At 58.3% G+C, this 23,229-nt stretch carries 23 protein-coding genes and 1 pseudogene; 10 read left to right on the top strand and 14 right to left on the bottom strand.

All coding sequences use genetic code 11. The features are described from left to right. Together RIFP1SYM_RS10080 and RIFP1SYM_RS10075 are read right to left on the bottom strand one after the other, a co-directional pair. On the bottom strand, positions 1 to 648 hold a 648-nt coding region (locus RIFP1SYM_RS10080; protein ID WP_139042112.1), incomplete at its 3' end, for an ArnT family glycosyltransferase. 125 nt (positions 649 to 773) lie between these two features. Further along, positions 774 to 1,589 carry a ribonuclease T2 family protein gene (locus RIFP1SYM_RS10075; RefSeq protein WP_005963760.1) on the bottom strand — a complete coding sequence of 272 codons (816 nt, stop codon included), beginning with the start codon at positions 1,587 to 1,589 and terminating at the stop codon, positions 774 to 776. A gap of 195 nt (positions 1,590 to 1,784) precedes the next feature. Between RIFP1SYM_RS10075 and RIFP1SYM_RS10070 the strand changes: the two genes are divergently transcribed. Further along, positions 1,785 to 2,600 (top strand): DUF547 domain-containing protein, encoded by an 816-nt coding sequence (locus tag RIFP1SYM_RS10070; RefSeq protein ID WP_005963757.1) that lies wholly within the window; start codon positions 1,785 to 1,787, stop codon positions 2,598 to 2,600. Here the strand turns inward: RIFP1SYM_RS10070 and RIFP1SYM_RS10065 are convergent. Beyond that, positions 2,597 to 3,058: a hypothetical protein gene (locus tag RIFP1SYM_RS10065; protein WP_006473713.1), complete on the bottom strand. Its 462-nt coding sequence runs from the start codon at positions 3,056 to 3,058 to the stop codon at positions 2,597 to 2,599. The two genes, RIFP1SYM_RS10070 and RIFP1SYM_RS10065, sit on opposite strands and share 4 nt — an antisense overlap. Positions 3,059 to 3,193: 135 nt before the next feature. On the opposite strand from RIFP1SYM_RS10065, the gene RIFP1SYM_RS10060 reads away from it, so the two are divergent. Both RIFP1SYM_RS10060 and RIFP1SYM_RS10055 read left to right on the top strand, forming a co-directional pair. Beyond that, positions 3,194 to 3,496 carry a hypothetical protein gene (locus tag RIFP1SYM_RS10060; protein ID WP_039960249.1) on the top strand — a complete coding sequence of 101 codons (303 nt, stop codon included), beginning with the start codon at positions 3,194 to 3,196 and terminating at the stop codon, positions 3,494 to 3,496. A 36-nt stretch (positions 3,497 to 3,532) separates the two neighbouring features. After that, positions 3,533 to 4,909, top strand: coding sequence for a dihydrolipoyl dehydrogenase (locus RIFP1SYM_RS10055; protein WP_005963754.1), 1,377 nt, complete (start codon positions 3,533 to 3,535; stop codon positions 4,907 to 4,909). An 80-nt stretch (positions 4,910 to 4,989) separates the two neighbouring features. On the opposite strand, the gene RIFP1SYM_RS10050 is transcribed toward RIFP1SYM_RS10055, so the two are convergent. Beyond that, positions 4,990 to 5,307, bottom strand: a complete 318-nt coding sequence (locus RIFP1SYM_RS10050; RefSeq protein ID WP_006473710.1) for a hypothetical protein — start codon at positions 5,305 to 5,307, stop codon at positions 4,990 to 4,992. 250 nt (positions 5,308 to 5,557) lie between these two features. Between RIFP1SYM_RS10050 and RIFP1SYM_RS10045 the strand changes: the two genes are divergently transcribed. Both RIFP1SYM_RS10045 and RIFP1SYM_RS10040 read left to right on the top strand, forming a co-directional pair. Then, on the top strand, positions 5,558 to 6,028 hold the full coding sequence (locus tag RIFP1SYM_RS10045; RefSeq protein WP_005963750.1) for a DUF4239 domain-containing protein: 471 nt from the start codon (positions 5,558 to 5,560) through the stop codon (positions 6,026 to 6,028). After that, positions 5,986 to 6,273 (top strand): hypothetical protein, encoded by a 288-nt coding sequence (locus RIFP1SYM_RS10040; protein WP_039960248.1) that lies wholly within the window; start codon positions 5,986 to 5,988, stop codon positions 6,271 to 6,273. The genes RIFP1SYM_RS10045 and RIFP1SYM_RS10040 overlap by 43 nt, the downstream gene beginning before the upstream one ends. 1,136 nt (positions 6,274 to 7,409) lie before the next feature. Here the strand turns inward: RIFP1SYM_RS10040 and cmoB are convergent. Both cmoB and cmoA read right to left on the bottom strand, forming a co-directional pair. After that, the gene (gene cmoB, locus RIFP1SYM_RS10030) at positions 7,410 to 8,384 is read right to left on the bottom strand and encodes a tRNA 5-methoxyuridine(34)/uridine 5-oxyacetic acid(34) synthase CmoB (protein ID WP_006473707.1); all 975 of its coding nucleotides are present in this window, start codon (positions 8,382 to 8,384) and stop codon (positions 7,410 to 7,412) included. Next, positions 8,381 to 9,117: pseudogene (gene cmoA / locus RIFP1SYM_RS10025) on the bottom strand (carboxy-S-adenosyl-L-methionine synthase CmoA). Before cmoA ends, cmoB begins: the two are co-directional and overlap by 4 nt. 134 nt (positions 9,118 to 9,251) lie before the next feature. Between cmoA and RIFP1SYM_RS10020 the strand changes: the two are divergent. Next, entirely contained in the window at positions 9,252 to 9,809 is a 558-nt protein-coding gene (locus RIFP1SYM_RS10020) for a GlcG/HbpS family heme-binding protein (protein ID WP_240992079.1), read from the top strand. A gap of 41 nt (positions 9,810 to 9,850) precedes the next feature. On the opposite strand, the gene RIFP1SYM_RS10015 is transcribed toward RIFP1SYM_RS10020, so the two are convergent. The 5 genes from RIFP1SYM_RS10015 to RIFP1SYM_RS10000 all read right to left on the bottom strand — a co-directional run bounded on the left by RIFP1SYM_RS10015 (position 9,851) and on the right by RIFP1SYM_RS10000 (position 15,019). Continuing rightward, complete coding sequence (locus RIFP1SYM_RS10015) at positions 9,851 to 10,669, bottom strand: MFS transporter (protein WP_005963732.1); 819 nt, start codon at positions 10,667 to 10,669, stop codon at positions 9,851 to 9,853. Then, the gene (locus RIFP1SYM_RS18765) at positions 10,624 to 11,151 is read right to left on the bottom strand and encodes an MFS transporter (RefSeq protein ID WP_005963729.1); all 528 of its coding nucleotides are present in this window, start codon (positions 11,149 to 11,151) and stop codon (positions 10,624 to 10,626) included. The genes RIFP1SYM_RS10015 and RIFP1SYM_RS18765 overlap by 46 nt, the downstream gene beginning before the upstream one ends. Beyond that, positions 11,151 to 11,777, bottom strand: a complete 627-nt coding sequence (locus RIFP1SYM_RS10010) for a response regulator transcription factor (protein ID WP_005963726.1) — start codon at positions 11,775 to 11,777, stop codon at positions 11,151 to 11,153. Before RIFP1SYM_RS10010 ends, RIFP1SYM_RS18765 begins: the two co-directional genes overlap by 1 nt. 2 nt (positions 11,778 to 11,779) lie before the next feature. Next, positions 11,780 to 14,260, bottom strand: coding sequence for a PAS domain-containing sensor histidine kinase (locus tag RIFP1SYM_RS10005; protein WP_006473702.1), 2,481 nt, complete (start codon positions 14,258 to 14,260; stop codon positions 11,780 to 11,782). A gap of 372 nt (positions 14,261 to 14,632) precedes the next feature. Continuing rightward, entirely contained in the window at positions 14,633 to 15,019 is a 387-nt protein-coding gene (locus tag RIFP1SYM_RS10000; RefSeq protein WP_138921702.1) for a PilZ domain-containing protein, read from the bottom strand. 247 nt (positions 15,020 to 15,266) lie between these two features. Between RIFP1SYM_RS10000 and RIFP1SYM_RS09995 the strand changes: the two genes are divergently transcribed. From RIFP1SYM_RS09995 to RIFP1SYM_RS09980, 4 genes are all read left to right on the top strand, one after another. Next, entirely contained in the window at positions 15,267 to 15,710 is a 444-nt protein-coding gene (locus RIFP1SYM_RS09995; RefSeq protein WP_006473700.1) for an RDD family protein, read from the top strand. Between the two features lie 143 nt (positions 15,711 to 15,853). Then, positions 15,854 to 17,251, top strand: coding sequence for an OprO/OprP family phosphate-selective porin (locus tag RIFP1SYM_RS09990; RefSeq protein ID WP_139042111.1), 1,398 nt, complete (start codon positions 15,854 to 15,856; stop codon positions 17,249 to 17,251). Continuing rightward, positions 17,241 to 18,194 (top strand): phosphate/phosphite/phosphonate ABC transporter substrate-binding protein, encoded by a 954-nt coding sequence (locus tag RIFP1SYM_RS09985; protein WP_240992078.1) that lies wholly within the window; start codon positions 17,241 to 17,243, stop codon positions 18,192 to 18,194. Before RIFP1SYM_RS09990 ends, RIFP1SYM_RS09985 begins: the two co-directional genes overlap by 11 nt. Continuing rightward, the gene (locus RIFP1SYM_RS09980) at positions 18,191 to 20,656 is read left to right on the top strand and encodes a putative bifunctional diguanylate cyclase/phosphodiesterase (RefSeq protein ID WP_005963711.1); all 2,466 of its coding nucleotides are present in this window, start codon (positions 18,191 to 18,193) and stop codon (positions 20,654 to 20,656) included. Before RIFP1SYM_RS09985 ends, RIFP1SYM_RS09980 begins: the two co-directional genes overlap by 4 nt. A gap of 33 nt (positions 20,657 to 20,689) precedes the next feature. On the opposite strand, the gene RIFP1SYM_RS09975 is transcribed toward RIFP1SYM_RS09980, so the two are convergent. The 3 genes from RIFP1SYM_RS09975 to RIFP1SYM_RS09965 all read right to left on the bottom strand — a co-directional run. Next, a complete protein-coding gene (locus tag RIFP1SYM_RS09975) occupies positions 20,690 to 21,244 on the bottom strand; it encodes a hemerythrin domain-containing protein (protein WP_006473696.1) in 555 nt (184 codons plus the stop codon). Continuing rightward, positions 21,241 to 22,944: a potassium channel family protein gene (locus RIFP1SYM_RS09970; RefSeq protein ID WP_005963707.1), complete on the bottom strand. Its 1,704-nt coding sequence runs from the start codon at positions 22,942 to 22,944 to the stop codon at positions 21,241 to 21,243. The genes RIFP1SYM_RS09975 and RIFP1SYM_RS09970 overlap by 4 nt, the downstream gene beginning before the upstream one ends. Before the next feature lie 15 nt (positions 22,945 to 22,959). After that, on the bottom strand, positions 22,960 to 23,229 hold a 270-nt coding region (locus RIFP1SYM_RS09965), incomplete at its 5' end, for a DUF6394 family protein (protein WP_039960241.1).

The following is a 23,229-nucleotide window of genomic DNA, read 5'->3' as shown; positions in this document are numbered from 1 at the left end:
CCAGGCACGCCAGTCGATCAGCATCGCACCGAGCTGACGCAGCCGGCCGCTCGACAGGCTGAATAGCAGCGCCACCGCACCGGGGATCAATAGCGAGACCGGTCCCTTGGCAAGAAACCCCAACCCTGCAGCAAGCGCAGCAAGACGCAGATAGCGATGCTGTTCGCTCTCAAAAAATCGGTAGAGATTGAGCATCGAGAGGGTCAGACAGAGGTTGAGCAGCGCATCGGCAGTGGCCGCCTTGCCAATCAGCGTAACGCCGATGGAGCCAGCCAGCAGAATGCCGGCAGCAAGACCTGCGCCTTGACCGAAATAGCGACGGCCAAACAGCACCAGCGCCAACGACCAGAGGCTGGCAGCCAGCGCCGAGGGGAGACGAAAGGCAAACTCATTCAGGCCGAACAGGGAGACACTGGCCGCCTGCAGCCAGTAGATCAGGATCGGCTTGTCGTAGCGTGGCACCCCGTTGAGGTAGGTGGAGAGGAAATCCCCCCGCTCGAACATCTCGCGGGTCGCCTCGCTGAAGGCCCCCTCGTCGAGATCGAACAGCGGCACCGCATGCAGGTTGAGAAAAAAGCCGACCAGCAGAGTCAGCAGCCAAAGCAGCAATAGCCGGGCATCACGATCAGCGCTGAAATCTTGTGTCATGGGCGGCTATCTGGGGACACGCACCACGTTGACCACGCGGGCAGTCTGTCTGGCTCTTGAAAAGAGCCGAATTCTCTCACACAGCCGTGTGACTGGAAAGTGGCCAGACCTCAGCCTGTAGGCCTTTAACGACGATGCGCTGCGTCCATGCCGGCACCAGAGGAGAACCCCGCCGCATCCACCCTGCCCTTGCGACAGCTTTTGCCGTTGGAAACTGGCGCAGCCTGGATCAGCTCAGCCAGAGATCCTGCCGAAGGATCCCCCCGCAGCGCGATCCTCAGCTCAGTGATCATCCCCTTGCGGCACTTCATCACCACCCGCCTGCCGCTGCCCGCCCCAAACGCCCGGTCAAACGCCTGCCGCAACTGATCCAACGAGAGCCGATCACCAATCTTTTCACGAAACAGCCGCCCGACCAGGGATCGGTTGATCGCCTTCAGCAGCGCCATGGAATCCTTGAAATAGCGTTCCGCCGTGCCGTAGCAGCTGCCATGTTTAATCCACTCATGACGATGCAGAAAGGAGGCGCTCCCCGGCATCACCCGTTCAAGTGTTTCGCGGGTCGCCGTGCTGAGCTGCAGCCTCGGCAACCCCTGCCAACGCCCCCGCTTGTCACGCTTACGCAGTTTTTTGCTGACACCACAGTAGACCTTGCTCTTAGGCTGCGGCCAGAGTCCGTGCAGAGAGAGATGGGAGGCGTCATAGCGGCCAACCTGTTGGCTGCGACACTCCTGTTTATTTCGATGCGTCTCACAAAAAGCCGGCTGCCAGCTCAGGGCCAGCAGGTAGTCGGCATCTGCTGCGTGGGCCCGCCCTGGCTGATCAGCACCGGCCGCCGGAGAGACGGCGATCAGCAACAGCGATAGTAAAAGAGGCCAGAGAGGATATCTACGCATGGAAAACAGGACGATGGTGATGGGCGTGGGTTCAGAATCATCCAAGATACAGGAGCGCCGCTGGCAGCGCGAACGATTGACTCGACACCGGGATACACCACCTTGTAGGCCCAGCTTTAGGCGGGGATGTCCGACTCAAGTTCGTTGTTCGCGCCGCCATCGGCACTCCCACACATGAATCCAGGGGCTTGCCGTTTGCGTAGTATCCTGGAGCCATCCCGCTAACTGAGGAACGACAGCATGATCCTGCGGAGTCTGATTTTTGCCCTTCTGTTGCTGACGGGCAGTGTCTTTGCCGCGCCCAGCGCGGAGCTTTGGCCAGTCTGGCAGGCGCATGATGAGTCGAATCAGCAGGCGCTGGACCACCAGCCCTGGGATGAGCTGCTGGGACGTTATCTGCAGATCAATGAGGGGGGGATCAACCGCTTCGATTACCGGGCGGTGACAGCAGCAGACCGGGCACAGCTCAAGGGCTATCTGCAGGGCTTGCAGCAGGTCACGGTGTCCAAACTGAGCCGGGCTGCGCAGCGCGCCTACTGGATCAATCTCTACAACGCCACCACGGTGACGGTGGTGCTGGAGCACTATCCGGTGGAGAGCATTCTCAATATCGACATCTCTCCCGGTCTTTTTAGCAACGGCCCTTGGGGTAAGAAGTTGCTCAAGATTGAGGGGCAGGAGGTCTCACTGGACGACATTGAGCACCGCATCCTGCGCCCGATCTGGCGCGATCCACGGCTCCACTATGCGCTCAACTGCGCCTCGCTGGGCTGCCCCAACCTACAGCCAGTAGCGTTTACCAGGGAGAACAGTAAACGCCTGCTCGATGCGGCCGCGCTGGCCTTTATCAACCACCCGCGGGGCGCCGAGGTGGTCGATGGCAAGCTGGTCGTCTCCAGCATCTATGACTGGTTTGAGGCGGATTTTGGCGACAGCGACGCAGGGGTGATCAAACACCTGCGCCGCTACGCGCAGCCCCCGCTAAAGGAGGCGTTGAGGGGCGTTGAAGAGGTCGACGACCATCAGTATGAGTGGGGGGTCAACGCGATGCGTTAGTTCTGATCACGGGAGAGGCCCGTCTTTTCCATGCAGCTCTCCATCTCGGAGGCGCTATTGCTTCTCTCAAGGCAGCCTTTGGTGGCCTTGCCCTGTTCGACCGACTGTGTGATGTCCGTCAGCATCTGTGCCTTGGTCTCAGCATTCCATTCGATCTTGGAGGCGTCAAACTCCTCTTTCGGCGGCCGCTTTTGATGCGGGGCACCCTGCGGCGCGAGGTTCTGCATCATCTTCTGCTGCAGGTCACGCATGATGGTGGTGCACTCAATGAAATCATCCTTGCTCTCTGCCGCCTGCAGACAGTTGCGGGTACGCTCCATGGCGGGCACCGACTGCTCCAGCATTGGCAACATACGTGACTTTGCCATCTTGAAGATCTGATCCATCTGGGCCTGGTGGTCCGACGGCGCAGCCAGGGCCACAACTGGCAGGAACAGCAACGATGCAACGAGTTTCATGGGGGTCTCCATAGGTTTTTTAGATTCTTCCGTCTCCGCAGGGAGAGCACAGACACTACCGCAACTAACCACTTGCGTACCAGCGAAAGAGGCCTGTTCTTGAGAAATCCCAGATTGCGGACCAGAATAATCTGCATGAGAACCCTGCTTCTGCTCGCCCTTCTGAGCCTATCCTTGCAAGCTCACGCCTTTTTCTGTCTCGCCTTCAAGGCCGCTGGCAACAACCGGGCATCCAGATTTGAGCGGCTGCACATCCCCCCACCACCCCTGCTGCCACCGCCTCCGCAGCCCGTCATGCCGGTCTGGGCAAATAGCCCTGCAGCCACCACTGCTCCATCCGAAAAAATTGAGCCAGAGCTGATCAACGGTTATCGTTTCCGGCCCCTGCCGGGAAACCGCACCCGCAGACAGGCTGTAATCCCCCTCTACAACCATTAAACTCTCCCGCTTTCACAGCTTTTCAGGAGTCTCCCAGTGGCAGAGAAGAGAGTCGATGTCGCCATCATCGGGTCCGGTACCGCCGGTCTCAACGCAACCAGCAAGGTCGGCCCCGCCGGCAAAAGTTTCGTCCTGATCAACGGTGGCGAACCAGGCACCACCTGCGCTCGGGTCGGCTGCATGCCGTCCAAGGCGCTGATCCAGGTGGCAGAGGACTACCACCGCCGCACCCATCTGGGGCGCTACGGAGTGGACGGCCACGAGGAGTTGAAGATCGACCTGCCGGAGGCGATGGAGCATGTGCAAGACATGCGCGACACCTTTGTCGACCGGGTGCTCTCCAACAGCACCGACAACATGGGCGAGCGGTTCATCGAGGCCTATGCCCGATTCGTCGATCCCCACACCCTGGAACTGGACAATGGCGACCGGGTGGTAGCCGACAAGATCGTCATCGCCACCGGTTCGCGCCCGGTGGTACCCGAGGCCTGGCAGGCCTTCGGCGATAAGGTGATCACCACTGACAGCTTCTTCGAGCAGGAGGACCTGCCGGAATCGCTAGCGGTGGTCGGACTCGGCGTGATCGGCCTGGAGCTGGGCCAGTCGCTGGCGCGTCTGGATGTGAAAGTGACCGGCTTCGACGCGGCTGAGAGCATCGGCGGCGCCACCGATCCCGAGGTGGTGAAGACGGCCCTGGAGATCATGCAGCGCAGCTTCGACATCCACCTGGGCCAACCTGTGGAGATCAGCGAGGAGGGGGACAAGCTGCGGGTCAGCGCCGGCGACAATGCAGTCGTCGTCGACAAAGTGCTCTGCGCCATCGGCCGTACCCCCAACCTGCAGGGGCTGGCGCTGGAGAACAGCGGCCTGGAATTGGACGAGCGCGGCATCCCGCTGTTCAACCGCAACACCATGCAGTGCGGCGACTCCCACATCTTCATCGCTGGCGACCTCAACGGTGAGCGGCCAATCCTCCACGAGGCGGGAGACGAGGGCAAGATTGCCGGCTTTAACGCCGCCAGCGATTCGGTGCAGGGCTTCAAGCGCAAGCTGCCGCTGGCGATCAACTTCTGTGCCCCCAACATCTGTCTGGCGGGCGCCCGTTACGACGAGCTGGATCTGGCGACTACCGCCATCGGCGAGGTCAAGCTGGCGCCGGTGGGCCGCGCCATGATCATGGGGCAGAATCGGGGAGTGATCCGGGTCTATGCCGACAAGGCAAGCGGGAAGATGCTGGGTAGCGAGATGATCTCGGTACGTGGCGAAAACCTGGCGCACCTGCTCAACTGGGCCATCACCCAAGGACTCACTGTGGGGGATCTGATCCGCATGCCCTTCTATCNACCCGGTGATCGAGGAGGCGCTGCAGGCGGCGCTGAACAACCTATACGCCCAGGTAGAGGCGAAGAATGAGGGCGCTAATCAAGGAGCTCTATCCGCTCTAAAAAGAAAACGGCCGGGGGAGTCCCCCGGCCGTTCAGTGCCATCAGCGCTTAGATATCGCCGCTATCGCTGCAGCTCCAACCCCAGCCTTCGAGCTTCTGACTGAAGGCCTCGGCCTTCACCTCGCAATAGCCGCCTTCGGCCTGGGCACTCCAGAGCACCTGCATCTCGCCCGGCACCTCGCTGTCTTTATAGTAGCGTACCTCACAGGGCGGATACCCCTTCTCCTCCAAGTAGTGCACTTCCACACGCCGCTCCAGCCCCTGATTCTGGCAATTGTAGGTGTAGTCGGCATAGACACTGCCACTAAGGCAAGCTGTCAGCAGACCAAAAGCTGAAATATGACGCGAAAAAGCTTGAATACGCATAAAAATATCTCCTTGATTTAATGACTGCTCCCGCTCGATCCCACTACAGGGTTGCCTGGGAGTTGGTATAAAAAGACCAGATTGGCCGAGTAAAAACCGGATCTCCGTCCAGAATTTTGCCCTTACGCTGCAGCACCCCCTGCTTCTGTGAATCCGATTCCACAATCATTTAAGTATTTTTCGATACTCTAATGGTATATACTTTAATGTCGGATTTTCTTACACTTTTTCATCGAGATCGGGGAACGAAATGACAAAGAAAACAAAGGAATCGACGACTGCCGAGGCAGAAGGCGTTTCCGACAGCAGAGAGGCAGCTGACAGCAACAATGAAAAGAGCAGCGAGAGCCGACTGCTGCCCGGTCTGCTCCACTCCATCTTCGACCGCATGCACAAGGAGAACCGCGACAGCGGCAAGGCGCAGGAGAAGATCATCCATGAGTTCACCGCCCGTCTCACCGACGCCTTCAATGAGGTGCATGCGGAATCCAAGGAACGGGAGCGCCTGCTGGAGGAAAAGCTCAAGGCGATCGAGCAGGAGCAGGAGTACAAGATCCGCCGCATCAAGTTTCTTTCGGTACCCGGCACTATCATCGCAACAGCCTGCATGGTCTATCTCTTCTACGTGGTGCACGTGATGGAGACTTCCATGACCAGCATGTCAGACGACATGCACACATGCGCGGCTATATCTCCAGCATCAGCGGCGATACCCGTGTGATGTCGAGTAATGTGGTGACGATGAACAACCACATGGCCGACATGAACGGCAACATCGGTAGCGTCGATGAGAAGATGGGCAACATGAATAGTGAGATGGGCGACATCAAAAAAGAGGTCAAGGGCATGAACGGCAATATGACCCACCTCAACCGCAGCGTCGGTGTCATGACCCGTGATGTCGGCGCCATGTCCCATACTATCTCCCCCGTCATGGGCAGCATGGGCAAATTCATGCCATTCTAACTCCCCCACTACCGCCCCAAGCCTCCCCGTCGGAAGGGATGTGGAGCAGGGCCGCTTAGGGTTTGAGATGGATGAAATCCTGAAAGGTCGAACCCTCAAGCTCAGGATGGGCCGCGAGAAAGGCATCGAGCTTTTTCAGTGAGTAGGGGGTCAGCGCCTTGGGGTGTCCCATCACATTGAAGATGTCGGCAGCGCCCGATGCCTTCAGGCGNCGGTAGGCCCGCTCCAGCAGGCCCGCTTTGGCGCCGTCGATGGAGGTTACGGTGTTGCTGCTACGACTCAGCAGCTTCCAGTAGTGGGCTGCGTTGTAGACCATCGACTGACCATCGCCAAAGCTCTTGAACTCACCACCTTTGGCGAACTTTTTGATATAGACCATCTTCCAATAGAAGCTCGGCAGCACCCGGCAGGCGGTGATCGGGATCTCAACGAACCGGCCCTGTGGATCCTCCACCACCGGATCTTCATCAAAGCGCCACTGCTCCTTCTGCGGCGCCTGACGGAAATCGAAACCGCGGATCTCATCCGGCGAATAGCCCGCATCGTAAACCGTGCTGTCGAGCCAGATTCCATGCTGGTGCAGCGCGTCGGCCAGCGGCGCAAACGGCTGGATGCACCAGCCGCCGGCCCGATAAGCAAAGATGCGATCACCAACGATCTCTACCAGCCGTTGTTTGTAGCGCCCCACCAACTCGTGGGCCTGTTCCCGGTCGAAGTCATGCAGCCGATAGCGACTGGTATCGATCTGCCAATTACCATCCCGATACTCGGTATCCTCCCAGTGAGGATGGATGTGCAGCTGCACCTCGTGACCCGCCTCGACCAGACTGCGCAGTTGCTCAGTGACCTGCTGGTAGTCACGCTGCAGCTCCGGGCACTCACCAGAGAACAGCTGCAGGCGATCGAGATAGCCCGCATCGACGAACAGAGTGAGACGGGCGCCGTGCTGATCCAGTATCTGGATCAGCTTATTGATGGGCTGGATCATGCAGTGCTCAACACTGCCCACTCTCTGACCAAAGAAGAGTTCGTAATCGAGGGTGATCAGCAGTCGAGTAGTCATTATCTTCCTTTTTTATCGGCATGAATGCATGTGACTCACAGCACACAGAATGGGCGATTATGACACTATCCGACTAGGCGAGAGCGAGAATTACCGCACGTCTCGGCGCTGGCAGCCCCTCGACGGTCCGTGTTGAATCTGCCGGGTCGAGATAATCCGCCAACGACTCAAAGCGCATCCAGCCGGTAGCGCGCTGTTCCTCGGTGGTGGTCGGGCTCACATCCAGGGTGCGGATCTGCCTGAAGCCGACGCGCCGCAACCAGCTCTCTAGGGTCGCAGGCGAAGGGATGAACCAGACGTTGCGCATCTTCGCGTAACGCCCCTCCGGCACCAGCACCTCTCCTGCCCCACCCTCGATCACCAGGGTCTCCAGCACCAACTGGCCGTCCTTTCGCAGGGCCCCCTTCAACTCGGAGAGATGTTCGAACGGTGAGCGCCGATGGTAGAGCACCCCCATCGAAAAGACCGTATCAAACCCCTGCAGATTGGCCGGCAGATCCTCAATTCCCAGGGGCAGAACCTCGACCGGATAGCTGCGGCCGAGGAAGTGGCGCATCGCCTCGAACTGCATCACGAACAGCTGGGTCGGGTCGATGCCGATCACCTGACGTGCGCCCGCCCCAGCCATGCGCCAGCAGTGGTAGCCGTTGCCGCAGCCCACATCGAGCACCAGTCGCCCGGCCAGCGGTTCGATCTGATCCTTGAGCCGATCCCACTTCCAGTCGGAGCGCCACTCGGTGTTGATCGGCAGACCGCAGATCTCGAATGGCCCCTTGCGCCAGGGGTGGAGCTGCTGCAACAGCGGCTCGATCTGCGCCCGACTGGCCGCGTCGCAATCCTCTGGTCGGCCCGCCGTCACTGCGGCTCGATCCAGCTCGCAGCCTGATAGCTTCAGATCGGGCAGTTCTGCGATGGCCTGCTGCCAGCGGCCCATATCGCCGTGGGAGCGCTCCCGCCAGACCGCCTCCACCTGCTCGGGCAATTGTGCCAGCCAGCGCCCCAGCGGGGTCTCCAGCAGCGGTTCGATCCAGGCCCAATCGTGCCTCATTTGACCGCCAGCAGGGAGATGAAGTTGAAGCACTGGAACCAGACCTCGACCCGCTCGAAACCGACCTGCTGCAGACGCTTCCGATGGGTCGCCAGCGTCTCGGGAATCAGCACATTCTCCAGCGCACTGCGTTTCTGGCTGATCTCCAGCTCGGAGTAGCCCTGAGCACGCTTGAAGCCGTGGTGCATCTCGACAAACAGCGCCTGGCTCTGTGGATCTTCCAGGGCGATCTTCTCTGACAGCACCAGCACACCACCCGGCCGCATCCCCTGCCAGATCGAACGCAGCAGCCCCTCGCGAACATCCAAAGGAAGAAACTGCAGGGTGAAGTTGAGCACCACCATCGATGCGTCACGCACCTCGATATCACGCAGATCGGCGCAGACCAGCTCGATGTCTCGCCCCTCTTCGCTAGCCGAAAGCAGCTCTTGCGCCCGCTCCAGCATCGCAACAGAGTTGTCCACCGCAATGACCTGGCAATCACGTCCAGCCGTCCCAGAACGCATCGCCAACGCCGCCGCCGCCAGCGAACAGCCCAGATCGTAACAGCGACTGCCCTCACTGACGCGCTCACCGCCAGGGTGCCGATCATGTTGATAATGGTCCCGTAGCCCGGCACCGAGCGCTTGATCATATCGGGAAAGACTTGTGCTACCTGGCGGTCGAAGACAAAGTCGCCGCTGCCCTGCTGAGGCTTGGCATAGAGGCGGTCGGTTGAGAGATCCTGCGGCATGGTTGCAAAGGTGACTGTTAAAAGAGCTTATTTTACGCCGATTTTAGCCCCGAAGTCGGCCCGATTGCCCCTTGGATTCAGTGGCAAACCAAGCGTATCGCTATCTTGGAAATGTTAGGATCAGCAGGCCACAGGTGATCTACCTGGCGACCCACGGGTGGTCATGTCGATCCATCAGATTTCCAATGGAGGATAGCGCCATGAAACTCCATGCGTTCTTTATGATGCTGCTACTCAGTCAATCCGGACAGGCTGCTGATATCATCTCCAATCGAAGCATCGGCATGGAGTTGGCCCGTGATTTGGCGAATCAGGCGATCATGGCCTGCCGGGCTGATGGCTATCATGTCAGCGCCGTAGTTGTGGATCGATTTGGTTTAATCCGCGCTGCACTGCGCGATGACCTTGCTTCACGATTCACCTTGGAAATTGCTGAACGAAAGGCCAACCTGAGCGTTATGGCATGGGTTGATAGCGGCCCCTTCAGAGAGTCCCGCCGTGACATCCAGCAGGAGCTGAATCACATCGAGGGGCTGATCGTGATGGAGGGCGGCGTCAAAATCACCGCCAGTGGATACAACCTGGGGGCAATCGGTGTCAGTGGCGCCCCTGGTGGCGAAAAAGATGCCGCCTGCGCGCATAAAGCCCTCGAAAAGTTGCGTGAACGAATCGAGTTTTCAATCGAAGAGTAAGACCATAGCAGGCAGATCACTCCTTTTGGCTCTGGTCGCAGTTATAGATTGCGGGCGGCAGTCTCTCCGGCTTTGATATCCACCCTACTGAGCAGCAGCGCGCCGATGATGAAGAGCAGAGAGACCGAGAGGATGGCGAGACGGGGGTCACCCGTGAGCACGCCGACCCAACCCATCAGCAGTGGCCCTAGTACCGCGGCAAATTTGCCCAGCATGTTGAAGAAGCCGAAGAACTCACCGGACTGGCCGGGCGGGATCAAGCGGGCGAACAGCGAGCGTGAGAGCGCCTGGATACCACCCTGCACCAAACCGATCGCCACCGCCAGAGCGTAGAACTCCCACACCTCATCCATGCGATAGGCCCAAAGTAGGATCAACAGATAGCAAAAAATCGCCATCAGAATGCCCTGGCGAGGACCATGGCGCTGGCCGATCCGGCCAAACAGGATCGCCGCTGGAAAGCCAACAAACTGGGTCAGCAGCAGCGCGACCATCAGATTGTTGGCATCGAAACCGACCGAGAGACCGTAGTCCACCGCCATGCGCACGATGGTGTCGACGCCATCAATGTAGAACCAGTAGGCGAGCAGGAAGAGAAAGGTGATACGCAGCTGACGGAGCTTGCGCACGGTCTCTGCCAGCTGGCGGAAGCCAGCCAGCAGTGAATTGGTGCTGGCCGGCAAGGGCTGCGGTTCAGGCACAAACAGGAACAGCGGCACCGAGAACAGCGCCCACCAGACCGCCACGCTGACAAAGGAGAGCTTCACCGCCTCGGCCGCATCGGCCAGACCAAACCACTCCGGGTGGAGTGTCATCACCACATCAAAGGCAAACAGCAGGCCACCGCCCAGGTAGCCCAACGCAAAACCCAGCGCCGAGACCCGATCGTAGTCCGGTTATCGGAGACCGCCACCAGCAGCGAATCGTAGAAGATGTTGCCACCAGAAAAACCAAGGATGCCGAGCCCATAGAGCAGCAGCGCCATGCCCCAGTTACCCGCCGCCACCAACTGTAGCGCACCAGTCATGATGATACCCATGACGGCAAAGAAGAGCAGGAAACGTTTTTTCGCTCCTGCCTGGTCGCCGATGGCGCCAAGCAGTGGCGCCATACAGACCACCAGCAGACTGGCAATGGAGTTGGCCATGCCGAGCTGAAAGGTGCTGTCGGTGGCGCTCAGGCCGGAGGCCCAGTACTGCTTGAAAAAAATCGGAAAAAAACCTGCCATCACAGTGGTGGCAAAGGCGGAGTTGGCCCAATCGTAGAAGCCCCAGGCGAGCTGTTGCCGGGGTTCGCTGTGGAACTTTGCCTTCGCCTCTGCCTGCTGCAAATCCGGCCTCACTACGCCGGGTTGGCAGCAGAAAAACTGGCGATCATCGCCATGCGCACCAGCTCAGCGAGGGAGCGAGCGGCCATCTTCTCCATCACCCGGGCGCGATGCGCCTCCACCGTCTTGGCGCTGACACCTAGAGCGTTGGCGATCTCTTTGTTCGCCTTGCCGGTTGTCACCATCTCCATCACTTCGTGCTCGCGGGGGGTGAGACGCGCCAGACGGGCCGCCACCTCGGATCGCTGCGCCTGTATATCACGCTGTTTTTCATCAAAGATGATGGCGTGGCGGATGCTTTCCAGCAACAGTTCGTCGTTAAAGGGCTTTTCGATGAAGTCGAGGGCACCGGCCTTCATCGCCCGCACTGCCATCGGTACATCGCCATGGCCGGTGATGATGATTACCGGGATCGGAATGCTGTTACGTTGCAGATACTCCTGCAGCTCCAGGCCGCTCATCCCCGGCATGCGCACATCCAGCAGCAGGCAGCCTGAACGTCCTGGATAGTAGCTCTCGATGAAGGCATTGGCCGAGGCGAAGGTCTCCACCTTCATCGCCACCGACTCGATTAACCATTTCAATGAGTTACGCATCGCCTGGTCATCGTCCACCACAAATACTGTCGGCTCAGAACTCATACTTATAACCCCGGAAGCTTTAAATCTGGATTGCTCGGCAGCTGCACGGAAAAGAGGGTTCCCTTACCCTTTTCAGAGGTGACACGAATGCTGCCATTATGATCCTCGATAATCCTATAGCTGATCGCCAACCCCATGCCCATACCGCTCTGTTTGGTGGAGAAGAAGGGGTCGAAGAGCTTCTCCATAACCTCCGGAGGAATGCCGGGCCCTGTGTCGCTGATCATCACAGCGACCTCCCGCACATTCAACCTGCTCGTGGAGAGCACCAGAATGCGCTGATCAGCCTCTGTCTGCTGCATCGCATCCATGGCGTTACGCATCAGATTGAGCAGCACCTGTTCTATCTGCACCAGATCAACCCGTACCGGCAGGCCTCCCTGCTCCAGCGCTAGTCGCACATCCACCCCTTTTTTTGCTGCATCGTACTCGATGAACGAGGCCACTTCGATCACCAGGTCATTCAGATTGACTAGAGTGTGCTCGCTGGCGTTCTTACCGACCAGGCTGCGCAGACGTTTGATGATCTCTCCGGCACGCTCGGCCTGAACTGTAATCTGCGCCATTGCATCCACCAGCTCCGCCTCACCACCTATCCCAGCCTGCAGGCGCCGCACACAGCCACTGGCGAAGTTGACGATGGCGGCGAGAGGCTGATTCAGTTCATGGGCCAGGCCAGTCGCCATCTCACCCATGGTACTGACTCGACAAACATGCACCAGTTCCGACTGATGCTGGCGGCTCTGTTGTTCCGCATTACGCACCTGAGTGATGTCACGCCCATAGATATGCACATACTCCTGCTCGCTAAACGGTGCCAGCAGCAGCGAGAAGATCTGCTCGTCGCCACTCAGCTCTATCTCCCGCACCCCTCCCTCTTCAAGCGTCTCCAGCACCAGATTGCGCCAGTAGAGCGGCAGGGTCTGTTGTGGTTCGAGACTCCAATAGGCGAGCAAGGGTGCGCTGGCGGCATTGGCGTAAGTGATCACCCCACGGCGATTCACCCGCAACACCGGGCTCGGGTTGTCACTGGCGAACGTGGCAAGGCTTTCGATCTCCCGCTCGGCCCGGCGGCGGGCGCTGATATCGCGAATATAGACGGTGAACAAGGTAGTGTGCTCAAGCAGGATCGGCATCACCACCGTCTCCACCGGCATCTCATCACCCTGGGCATCGAAGGCCCGCAACTGCAATGGGGCGCTCGCCGCCACCAGTTCAGCTGACTGGTTGTAGCGTTGCAACAGCTTGCCAAACTGCTGGCGATCATCCGGGTGGAACAGCTTTACCCCAAGCGACTCCCCCAGCATCTGTTCACGAGTGTAGCCGAAGGTGCGCTCTGCAGTGCCATTGGTCTCCACCACCATGCCGCTGCAATCCACCGTCACGATGGAATCGAGGGAGGAGTCGAGCAAAGCGCTCTTGAGCGCTTCAGACTCCCTAATCTGCAGTTCATGGCGCAACCGTGCCTGCTCCACCGCCTCGCTCACCAGGGCAAAAAAGTCGGGGATCCAGGCCTCCAGCAACAGCAGCTGATTACCCTTCTCGCTGACCGGTTGATTGATGCCCAAGGCACGTCGCCCGAAACTCGCGATTCGATTCAACAGCCGGTGCAGGCGCATTGAGACGAGAAAAAAGAGCAGTGAGAACACGCCGACAAAGGCAAGCGCGCCCAGGAAACGTTCCCGACGCTCGGTAGAGAGGATGCGCTCTGCCGTCGCCTCCACCCGCTTCCTTGAAACGAAGGTAGAGAACTGCACGTTCTGGTCCCAGTCGGCAAAATCAGTAATCGACTGCGAGGTGATCAGATAGCGGCTACGCAACTGCTCCAAAAGCATGTTGGCTGTCACTTTTGTCTGATCACTAGAGGCGAGAATCCGCTGCTGGTCCCCCTCGAGCAGTGCCACCACGGTCTCATCGTCGGCCACCGCCTGCTGGGAGTCGAGCAGAAAGATCGTATCGAGGGGGATGATCAACATCAGGATCGCGGCCTTACTCTCGACTGGTTGCGCCACCCCCGCCCAAACCAGCAGAAAGGGGGCCTTCCACAAGGTGGTGAGCAGTGCCCCATCACCACCCGGATAGCGGCTTGCCGCACGCTCCAGCGGAAATGGCAGATCTTGCCGGTGAAAAATCTCCCGCGGTTCGAGATCCTGGTCAAGAAGTACAATCTGACTTGGAGTGACGGCGCCCAAGGAGACAGGAGCAGGCGCCATCCAGGCGGGCAGCCGGTTGAGATAGGTTTTCGGCTTCTCCCTTTCCTGTGCCCAAGCAGGGCTTTTTACATACTCGACAAGACGCCAATTCTGTGCCAATCCCGTCGCCGTCAGACGCCACTGCCCAAGATATTGCTGAAAGCGATGACGGCTGTCTCTGGCGCGTTGCTCTAACTGCTGCTGCAGTTCTTTTTGGAAGATTTCACCCAGCGCCCGGCTCTGCAGTGGATCCAGCACCAACCAGACGATCAAACCGCACAGCAGTCCCACCAGAACTGACATCCAGGGAAGGGGAACTCGTTCAATCCAGGGACGGTACCACCGGGGAGTTCTATCGGGCATCGGTTTCGATTGGTCCAGCTAACATTCCCGTCAATCAAAGTAGGAAAAGAACCCTCACAATATTCTTATTTTCCCCGCTTATAGTCCCAGAAACCGCGTATCCTGGCCAGCGAGCGTACAATCATTTACTAGATTGAGACGGACGAAGATAAAACATCACGCAGAGAGATAGGACCAAGACGGAAGAAGTAGTTTTCGAAGGCAAAAAAAAGAGGCACTGCCGAGTGCCTCATCCGGAGATTCCAGGCCGATTCCCTGGGAAAAAACTCTTAGCGCTTCAAAAACTTTTGTGCTGATTGCTCAGGAGATAGCCCGAGTCACACTGTCAGCCTGCTGTGTGCCATATGACGTCTGGTAGGCGCGTTGGGAAACGGTCGCATAACCAAACAGAACCATGCGCAACATCTGCCTGACCTTCGAATCCATCTCGCAGAACATCAGACCGACACCATCGCTCCCATGATGCACCACAAGAGCCTTGGCTTTGCATTGTTGTGTACCAGAACCACAAGCCACTGGAAATGAGAGTTCCACCACAGCGTTTCTGGATAATTTGATAACACCAATATCGATGAACATGCCACCCAAACTCAAATTCCTTGTCCTTCCGGTCACAAGGCCAAGGTTCCGATAGTTTAATACCACGTTAATCGACATGGGTTTACGTTGATTGCAACGATGCTCCACTTCACGTCCTCCTGGTGGCAATGGGTCAGCTGGCCAGATTTCTGGTGAAGAATTATCAAGCAGCTGGCACTGGCAAAAAATTCGGACGATTGCCTTTAATCTACAGGGAATTCCCTAGGAACCACCCCCCTAATCCTCCAGTGGAGTATGGTCGAAAATAGAGTTTTTACCAGCTTTCCACCATTTCCCTAGGGCCTTTCATTTGGTGATCGGATAAACTAACCGCAAATCCTCTCCGGAAATGCCTATGACTGACCCAGCCCCCATCGATATCGAGAATGCCATCCTTCCCGGCTTTCTCAGGCGTCTCGGTGCGATGTTTTACGACAGTCTCCTGTTGCTTGCCCTGATCATGCTATCGATCACCCTGATCACCCTCCCACTGGGCATGCCTGAGGGCAATGCACTACTGTTTTTCCAGTTGTTTTTATGGGAGATCATCCCCCTCCTCTTCTTCACTGGATTTTGGGTCCATGGCGGACAGACCCTGGGCATGCGCGCCTGGCGACTGCGTCTGGTGCGTTCCGACGGCCTGCCTCCGACCTGGCGGGATGCACTGCGACGCCACCTGGCTGCCCTCTTTTCGCTAGTCACGTTTGGGCTCGGTTTTCTCTGGATTCTTGTCGATCCCAACAAACTCGCCTGGCACGACCACCTCTCCGCCACCCGGTTGGTCCTGAGCCAACGCTGAGGTAGTCGAGAATGGACGCCCCTCCCTCCAGGGCATCACCTATGCCCGATTGGCGATTCTCAGCAACCAAAAGGAATTCCATTCCCTTTCATCACCAGTTGATCCTTGTAAAATTGTCACATCCTCCTGCAGATTTGCTGCGCATGAAAAAATTGAAACGACACCTCCCCCTGTTACTACTTGCGTTCGGGCTCGCCCTCTCCAACCCGGCTCTATCCGGCCCAAAACAGATGTTAATGCTGATGGAGATGCTGAAACAGAACGGCAGCCTCACTGAGGCCCAGTTTCAGCAACTCAAGGCCGCCATGGAGGCGGAAGAGCCACCAGCAACACCGAGTAGCAGCCCCTCCCCCGTCTCACCCCCGATGATGGCAGAGCCAGCGCCGAGCGAGACCGGGGAAGTCCGGCTCTCCACCCGCGGCGGATCAATCAAGGCCGAGGCCTATGACGGCGAATCGAGCCTGGAACTGACCGCCCAGATCACCGCCGATGCCGCCTTCTACAGCTCAGATCAGAGCGACCTGGGCGATGGCGCGGAGATCCGCTACGCCCGTATCGGCCTGGAAGGCAGCCTCTATGGTGCCTGGGAGTATGGGCTGGAGGCCGACTTTGCCGGCGAGGATATTGGTCTAAAAGACGCCTGGCTCGGCTACCGCAGCCTCGGTCGTTCGCTGATCCGAGGCGGCCTGTTCAAACAGCCCTTCAGCCTCGAAAAGGCCACCCCCTCTGCCCACCAGACCTTCATGGAGCGTTCCCTGATCAACGAACTTGCACCAGGCAAGAATATTGGCGTCGGAATGGAGAGCCACGACACTCACTGGTATCTGGCCGGCGGTATCTTCGGCGAGGGCCCCAACGATGCTGATGACAAGCTGGATGACGAGGGCTGGGGCGGCAGCCTGCGCGGTGTCTGGGCGCCCTTGCCAGAGAAGGGCCGGGTGATCCATCTCGGTGCCAGTGCCGACTACCGCAACTTTGGCGGCGACTCAGACACAGAGGCGAGCTGGCGCATCCGCACTCACCCAGAGTCTCACATCGTCGATAAAACGAACTATCTGCTCGATACCGGCAAGATCAAACATATCGACCACAGCCACAGCCTCGCCCTAGAGGCCGCCGCCGTCTATGGTCCCTTCTCGCTGCAGGGTGAATACCTGCGTACCCGTATCAATATTGAAGACTACGCTGAGCCACTCAACTTCCACGGCTACTACATCGCCGGCAGCTGGTTCATCACCGGTGAATCCCGCAACTACGACATCAAGCAGGCCCGTTTCGAGCGCATCACACCACGCAGCAACTTCGGTTGGGGGGAAGGCCGTGGCGCCTGGGAGCTGGCACTGCGCCACAGCTACCTTGACCTAGATGATCAAGACATCCAGGGCGGCCGGCAGTCCAACACCACTTTTGGACTCAACTGGTATATCAATCCCAACACCCGCTTCATGGCAAACTATATACTTGTCGACACAGACCCGGATGCAAGTGGACTCAACAACAATCCAAAAATATTCCAGCTACGGGGCCAGTATGACTTTTAGTGCATCAGGCAAACCCATCAGAGCCGCCAGAGTGATCGCTCTGGCGGCTCTGCTGTTGTGCGCCACCGCCCCCCCTGTGCTCGCAGAGGCAGAGAACCTGAGGGCACAGACCCTGGTGATCGGCAAAGTCAGCGACAGCCCGCGTAAGCACTTCACCCGCCTCAAGCCGATGGTCGATTATGTCGGCAAAAAGATGCGCGATCTGGGCATCACCCGGACCCGAGTATTAATGGCAAAAAACAACGCGCAGATGATTCGCTATCTGCAGCAGGGCAAGGTCGACTGGGTCACCGAGACCCTCTTCTCCTCAATCCTCTTCGAGCAGCAGGCCGGGGCCGAGATCATCCTGCGCAAATGGAAGAAAGGCGTGCCCGGCTACCATACCGTCTTCATCACCCGCAAAGAGAGCGATATCCACAACCTAGAAGACCTGAAAGGCAAGCGTCTGGCGCTGGAAGATCCGGGTTCCACCACTGCCTTCTACATTCCCGCAGGCATACTGCAAGAGGCCGGCCTGGAACTTGAACTGCTCAGCAACCCGCGCCAACATCCGGCGCCTGACAAGGTTGGCTACGCCTTCGCCAAAGGTGAGATCAACATCGCCACCTGGGTGCACAAAGGCCTGGCAGATGTGGGTGCCTACAACAACCTCGACTGGAACACGCCTGACCACACCCCCCCTGTCTTCAAAAAAGATCTGCGTATCTTTCATCGCTCATCAGACCTGCCACGGGGCTTTGAACTGGTTCGACCGGGTCTGGACACATCGATCAAACAACGCCTGATTGAGGTATTGAAAAATACCCACCGGGATGCCGCCGCCGAGGCTGTCCTGAATGCCTACCAGCAAACCGCCAAATTCGACGAAATCAGCGCAGAGACCCAAGCCATACTGGATCATGTCAGAGAACATTCAGCCGTGGCACGCGGAAACCTCCATTGAAAGGGCTTCAGCTTCAATCAAAATATTCGCTGACACTTCTGGCACTGGTCATCGGTGTCGTACTCTCAGTCTCGAGCGTGCTGCTCTACCAGTTCGATGACGCAATCGGTGACTATCAGGAGGCCAATGCCTCCACCCTCAAACGGGCACAGATCAAACAACTGCAACACCAGGGGCTGACCCTCACCGGAATCCTCGCGCAGAGCCTGATCAACCCCCTCTACGAACTCGATATGGAGGGCATAGGTCAGCTCCTGCAGACTGCAAACAGCCAGCCCGATGTGATCCGGACCCTGGTATTCGACGAGAAAGGCCGGATCGTCCACGATGGCGAGGAGACACTGCCGCGATTCGGCCAGCTGATGAGTGAACCACTCGCCTTCCAGGCCCTGCAGTCGCAGGCGCCGCTGACCCACCTAGAGGCGGACCGCCTGAGTATCGCCGCCCCCATCAGCCTGGAGAAAAACCAGCTGCTGGGCGGCATCTATATCGATCTCTCCCTGAGCCAGATGCTCAAGGTGGTGCGTGATTCGAAGAGCCGTCTCGAGCTGATCAGCCGCACCCATATCGATCGTAACCTCAACTCTATCTGGATGCTGCTGCTACTGTTAGGTGCCGCCAGCATCCTCGCCGGACTGCTGATAGCCTATCGGCTGAGCCGGCCAATTGGACGGCTGGAAAAGCTCGCCCAGCGTATCGGGTCCCGCGACTATAGCGCCGTCAGCCACATCGATCGTAACGACGAGATCGGCAGCCTAGCCCGCACCTTAGAGAAGATGGGGCAGCATCTGCAGAGCACCACCATTTCGAAAGAATATATGGATGAGATCCTCCACAGTATGCGGGATCTGCTGCTGGTCACCGACCTCGCGGGCAGGATCACCCGCATCAACCGGGCCTTTAGCCAACTCAGTGGTTACACCAGCCAGCAGGCCATCGGCCAATCCATCGGGCAAATCATCCCCTATAGTCTCGACAAACACAGCAGCTGGGCAGAATACCTGGAAGAATCGCACGAAGTCAGCGCCCACGAATGCACTCTGCAGGCAAGCGATGGCAAACAGGTTCCTATCCTCCTCTCCGCCTCCATGCTCGACCCCAACACCGGTCACCAAGGCATGGTGCTGGTGGCGCAGGACTTGACCGAATACCGTGTGGCGCAGCAGCAGATCCATCATCTCGCCTACTACGACCTGGTCACCGGCCTGCCCAACCGGGCACTCTTCATCGACCGTCTGAGACAGGCAATCCGTAGCGCGCGGCGTGAGCAGAACCGCATGGCGTTGTTCTTTCTCGACCTGGACCGTTTCAAAAACATCAACGATACCCTCGGTCACGAGATTGGCGATCAGATGCTCGAGGCTGTAGCGGCGCGGCTGCAGAGCCACAAACGGGAGGAGGACACCATCGCCCGCTTCGGCGGCGACGAGTTCACCCTGATCATCCCCCGAATTGAGCAGACCGATGACCTCATCACCCAAGCAGAACGTATCACCTCCCTGTTTCAGCAGCCCTTCAACATCGGCGGCTTGGAACTCTTCTCCGGCACCAGCATCGGCATCAGCCTTTATCCCGATGATGCGTCGGACGCGGAAACCCTGATTCGCAATGCCGACACCGCCATGTACCGCTCAAAAGAGCGCCGCTCAAACGGTTTCGAGTTCTATACCGACGACATGAACACCCTCGCCACCGAGTTCATGAACATTGAACACGGCCTGCGACGCGCCCTGGAGAACCAGGCCTTCGAACTGCGTTATCAGCCCCAGGTCGACATCAAAACCGGCAGGCTCAAATCAGTTGAGGCACTGCTGCGCTGGAGGCGCAGCGAACACGAGATACTCAAACCGGATCTTTTTCTGCATGTGCTGGAGGAGACGGGGCTAGTCATCCCGGTGGGCGAATGGGTGTTGCGTCAGGCCTGCAGGCAATTGAAGGCCTGGCAGCAACTGGGGGTAAGGATAGAGCGGGTGGCAGTCAACATCTCGCCGCGCCAGTTCGTCTCCCCCAACCTGGCCGAAACGATCGCTGCAATCCTTAAAGAGTACCAGCTTCCCGCCAGCAGCTTGGAGCTGGAGATCACCGAAAGCGGCCTGATGGAGGATATGGAGCACACCATCGAACTGCTCGGCCAGCTCGCCGACATGGGGGTCAAACTCGCCATCGACGACTTTGGCACCGGTTACTCCTCACTAGAACATCTACGTAATTTTCCGGTGCAGACTCTAAAGGTCGACCGTTCGTTCATCCATGGCATGGAAACCGAGCAGAACCGCGCGGCCATCGTGCAGGCGATCATCAGCCTGGCCAACATCCTTGATCTTAAGGTGGTTGCCGAAGGGGTGGAGACAAAGCAGCAACAGGCCCTGCTAGAGGAGTTTGGCTGCCGGATTGTACAGGGCTATCTCTACTCACTGCCGTTGATGGCGGAGGAGATTCCCGGCGTCACTCAACACGACTGACAACCGCCCGCCTGAGCCAGTTGGCCATGCAAATCAACCGGAGACATCGTTCGCCGACAGGAAATCGATCAGGCTGCGAAAACGATTGTAGTCCCGATAGCCAAACAGTGGATCATCCGGAATCAGCGCCCTGGCAGCAGCCCGCTGCCAATCCTCATCGTTCATACACGCCTCCAGGCCGGGAAACGCCACTCGCTCCTCCAGATCGATATGCTGGTGCTGTAGCGCCACATACTCCCGCCCGCGGATCACCAACTCTTCGCGCGTCACCACCTCACCCTGGATCACCCCCTCCAGGGTCTCCCGAAAACGGTGGGTAAAGGCGACCAGCTCACCATGCTGTTCGCTCAGACGGTCCAATACACTGCGCAACTTGCCCGCCTTCCCTCGGGCCACCCTGAAGATCACGTCTTCTGTTGGATGGTGGACTGAATCGGCGTAGTGCTCAATGTAGTCGAGAAGCTCGATCTCCAGATCGAAATTGGAATCCTGACCGTCCGACAGAGCATCCAGTTTGCGCTCCAGCAGATCGAGCAGTCGGGTCAGGTTGCGATGATCCTGTAGTAGCCTTTCAAGCAGCGGATTCATACCTCTCTCCTGTTGCGGATCCAGCGCCACAGCCACCCCTGGAGCGGCGCTTCACCAACACGCACATAGCTGAGGGCGTGTTCATTTTGCAGGGTCCACTCCATCCGGTCGTGGGCACCTCCCGAGCCACAAAACAGCAGGCGGTCCCCCGGCTCGAGCCGTTGTGATTCGGCAGGCAACATGATCCTTTGATCATTCCTGATGAGCAATAGGGGAATACACCTCAGCCTCTGTTCACGTTTGCCCGGATCGCGCATGATCTCTGCCAGATTGACTCGCTGATGTTCACGCAACGCCAGTTCGACCGCATAGGCCTGCTCCTGGTTGATCGCCAACTCCCAAACATCCGGCACCCGATGCTGGACCAGCGCCGAAATCCGGCTCACCAGCTCGCAGGCCCAGCTATCCTCTTCGTAGAGCACCAGTTGCACAAACTCGTAGAGCAACGGGGTACCGAGCAACACCCGGATGCGATTGGCGATGATTGCACTCGAGTGCATCACCATATCGGCCTTCACCGCCTTGATCAGGGCTTCGTTGTCCTTGCGATTCTGTCGCAGGATGACAAACAAATCAGAATTGAGCGCCCGCGCGGTCATGATGATCGACAGGTTGTTGGCATCGTTATCGGTACCGGCAACGATACCGACTGCGCGTTCGATCTCCGCCGCTCTCAGAGTCTCTTCCTCGGTACCGCGCCCTATCACGAAGGGCTTTGGCGGCTCCCCGGTCTTCTTGGGAGTAGCCTCAATCACCACCACTTCCATGCCCTCTTTGCGCAGCTGATCGAAGACTGCCCTACCAAAACGACCATACCCGCACACCACCCAGAGCCCATGCCGCGGCGGATAGATCGGCTCCCCAAGCGGGGCATCAGCCACCGAAGTCAGCCACTCCTGTAACAGGTTGAGAGCGGGGGACTGTAGGGCGGTGGCAAAGTGGACGGCAAAAGTGTCGAACGGGTCGATAATGGAATCAGTACCGAAACTGGCCATGTTGGCCTCAATGTCGTGAGAGTCGGCCCGGCAGATGACGGTAATGTCAGGGTGTAGCAACTTGGCGGTGATAGCGATCTTCAGGTTGGCTTCATTGGAGTTGGTAATCGCCACCACCCCGGAACAGAGCGGATGATCAAGTCCCGCTTCTGTCAGATGTAGCGGCAGACGTGCATCGCCACACAAGGCGGGCACATATTGACGCAGATTCTCCAGCGCCAGCAGGTTGACCCGTTCCTGCCTGATGTCAATTGCCACCGCCTGCTGGTTTCGTTCGGTCAATGCCTTGATCAGCGCACTACCGGTCTCGCCATAACCGCACACCAGATAGAACGACTCCCGCATCTGCCGGATCCGACGAGCAAAACGCCGTTCAATCAGTGCCTGATGGAAAGTGGCATCCTGAAACAGAGTGAGCAGGGTACCGATAGAGTAGAGCCAGACGATGACGGTAAAAAATATCGCGAAGGTCACCCAGAGCCGTTGCGCATCGGTGAATTCGTAGGGGATCTCGCCAAAACCGATAGTACTTGCCATGAAACTGACAAAGTAGAAGGCATGAAAAAAATCCATATGCCAAAGGTTGCCTTCGGCATCCTGGCCAGGTATCAGCACCAGCCCCAACACCGCCACCGAGTAGGTAAAGATGAGGGCCAGCAAGGGCGCACGCATGCGCCGCATCACCAGGAAAAAAATGCTGTTCATAGCGTAGACCCGGGCTCAGCGCCGCAGCATTACCGTCTCGATCACTAACAGCACCACCGACACAACATTTGCCAGTAACGCCCCCCCCGAAAGCGAGACGATGCTCGCCATTACCGTCGGCGTCAAACCAACATGAGTCACATGAGCCGCAATCCCCCAGACCAGCGCCCCTGCAAACAGCTGCAGCAGCGCCGCCAGACTTGTGGCAAGCAACACCGCCCCCATCTGCGTACGGTCGCCAAACTTGAGCACGGTGGCGATCAGGTTGACCACGATCACAGCAAA

The organism is endosymbiont of Riftia pachyptila (vent Ph05), assembly GCF_000224455.1.
Classification (GTDB): Bacteria; Pseudomonadota; Gammaproteobacteria; order Chromatiales; family Chromatiaceae; genus Endoriftia; species Endoriftia persephonae.
This window is presented reverse-complemented; position numbering and strand designations above follow the sequence as displayed.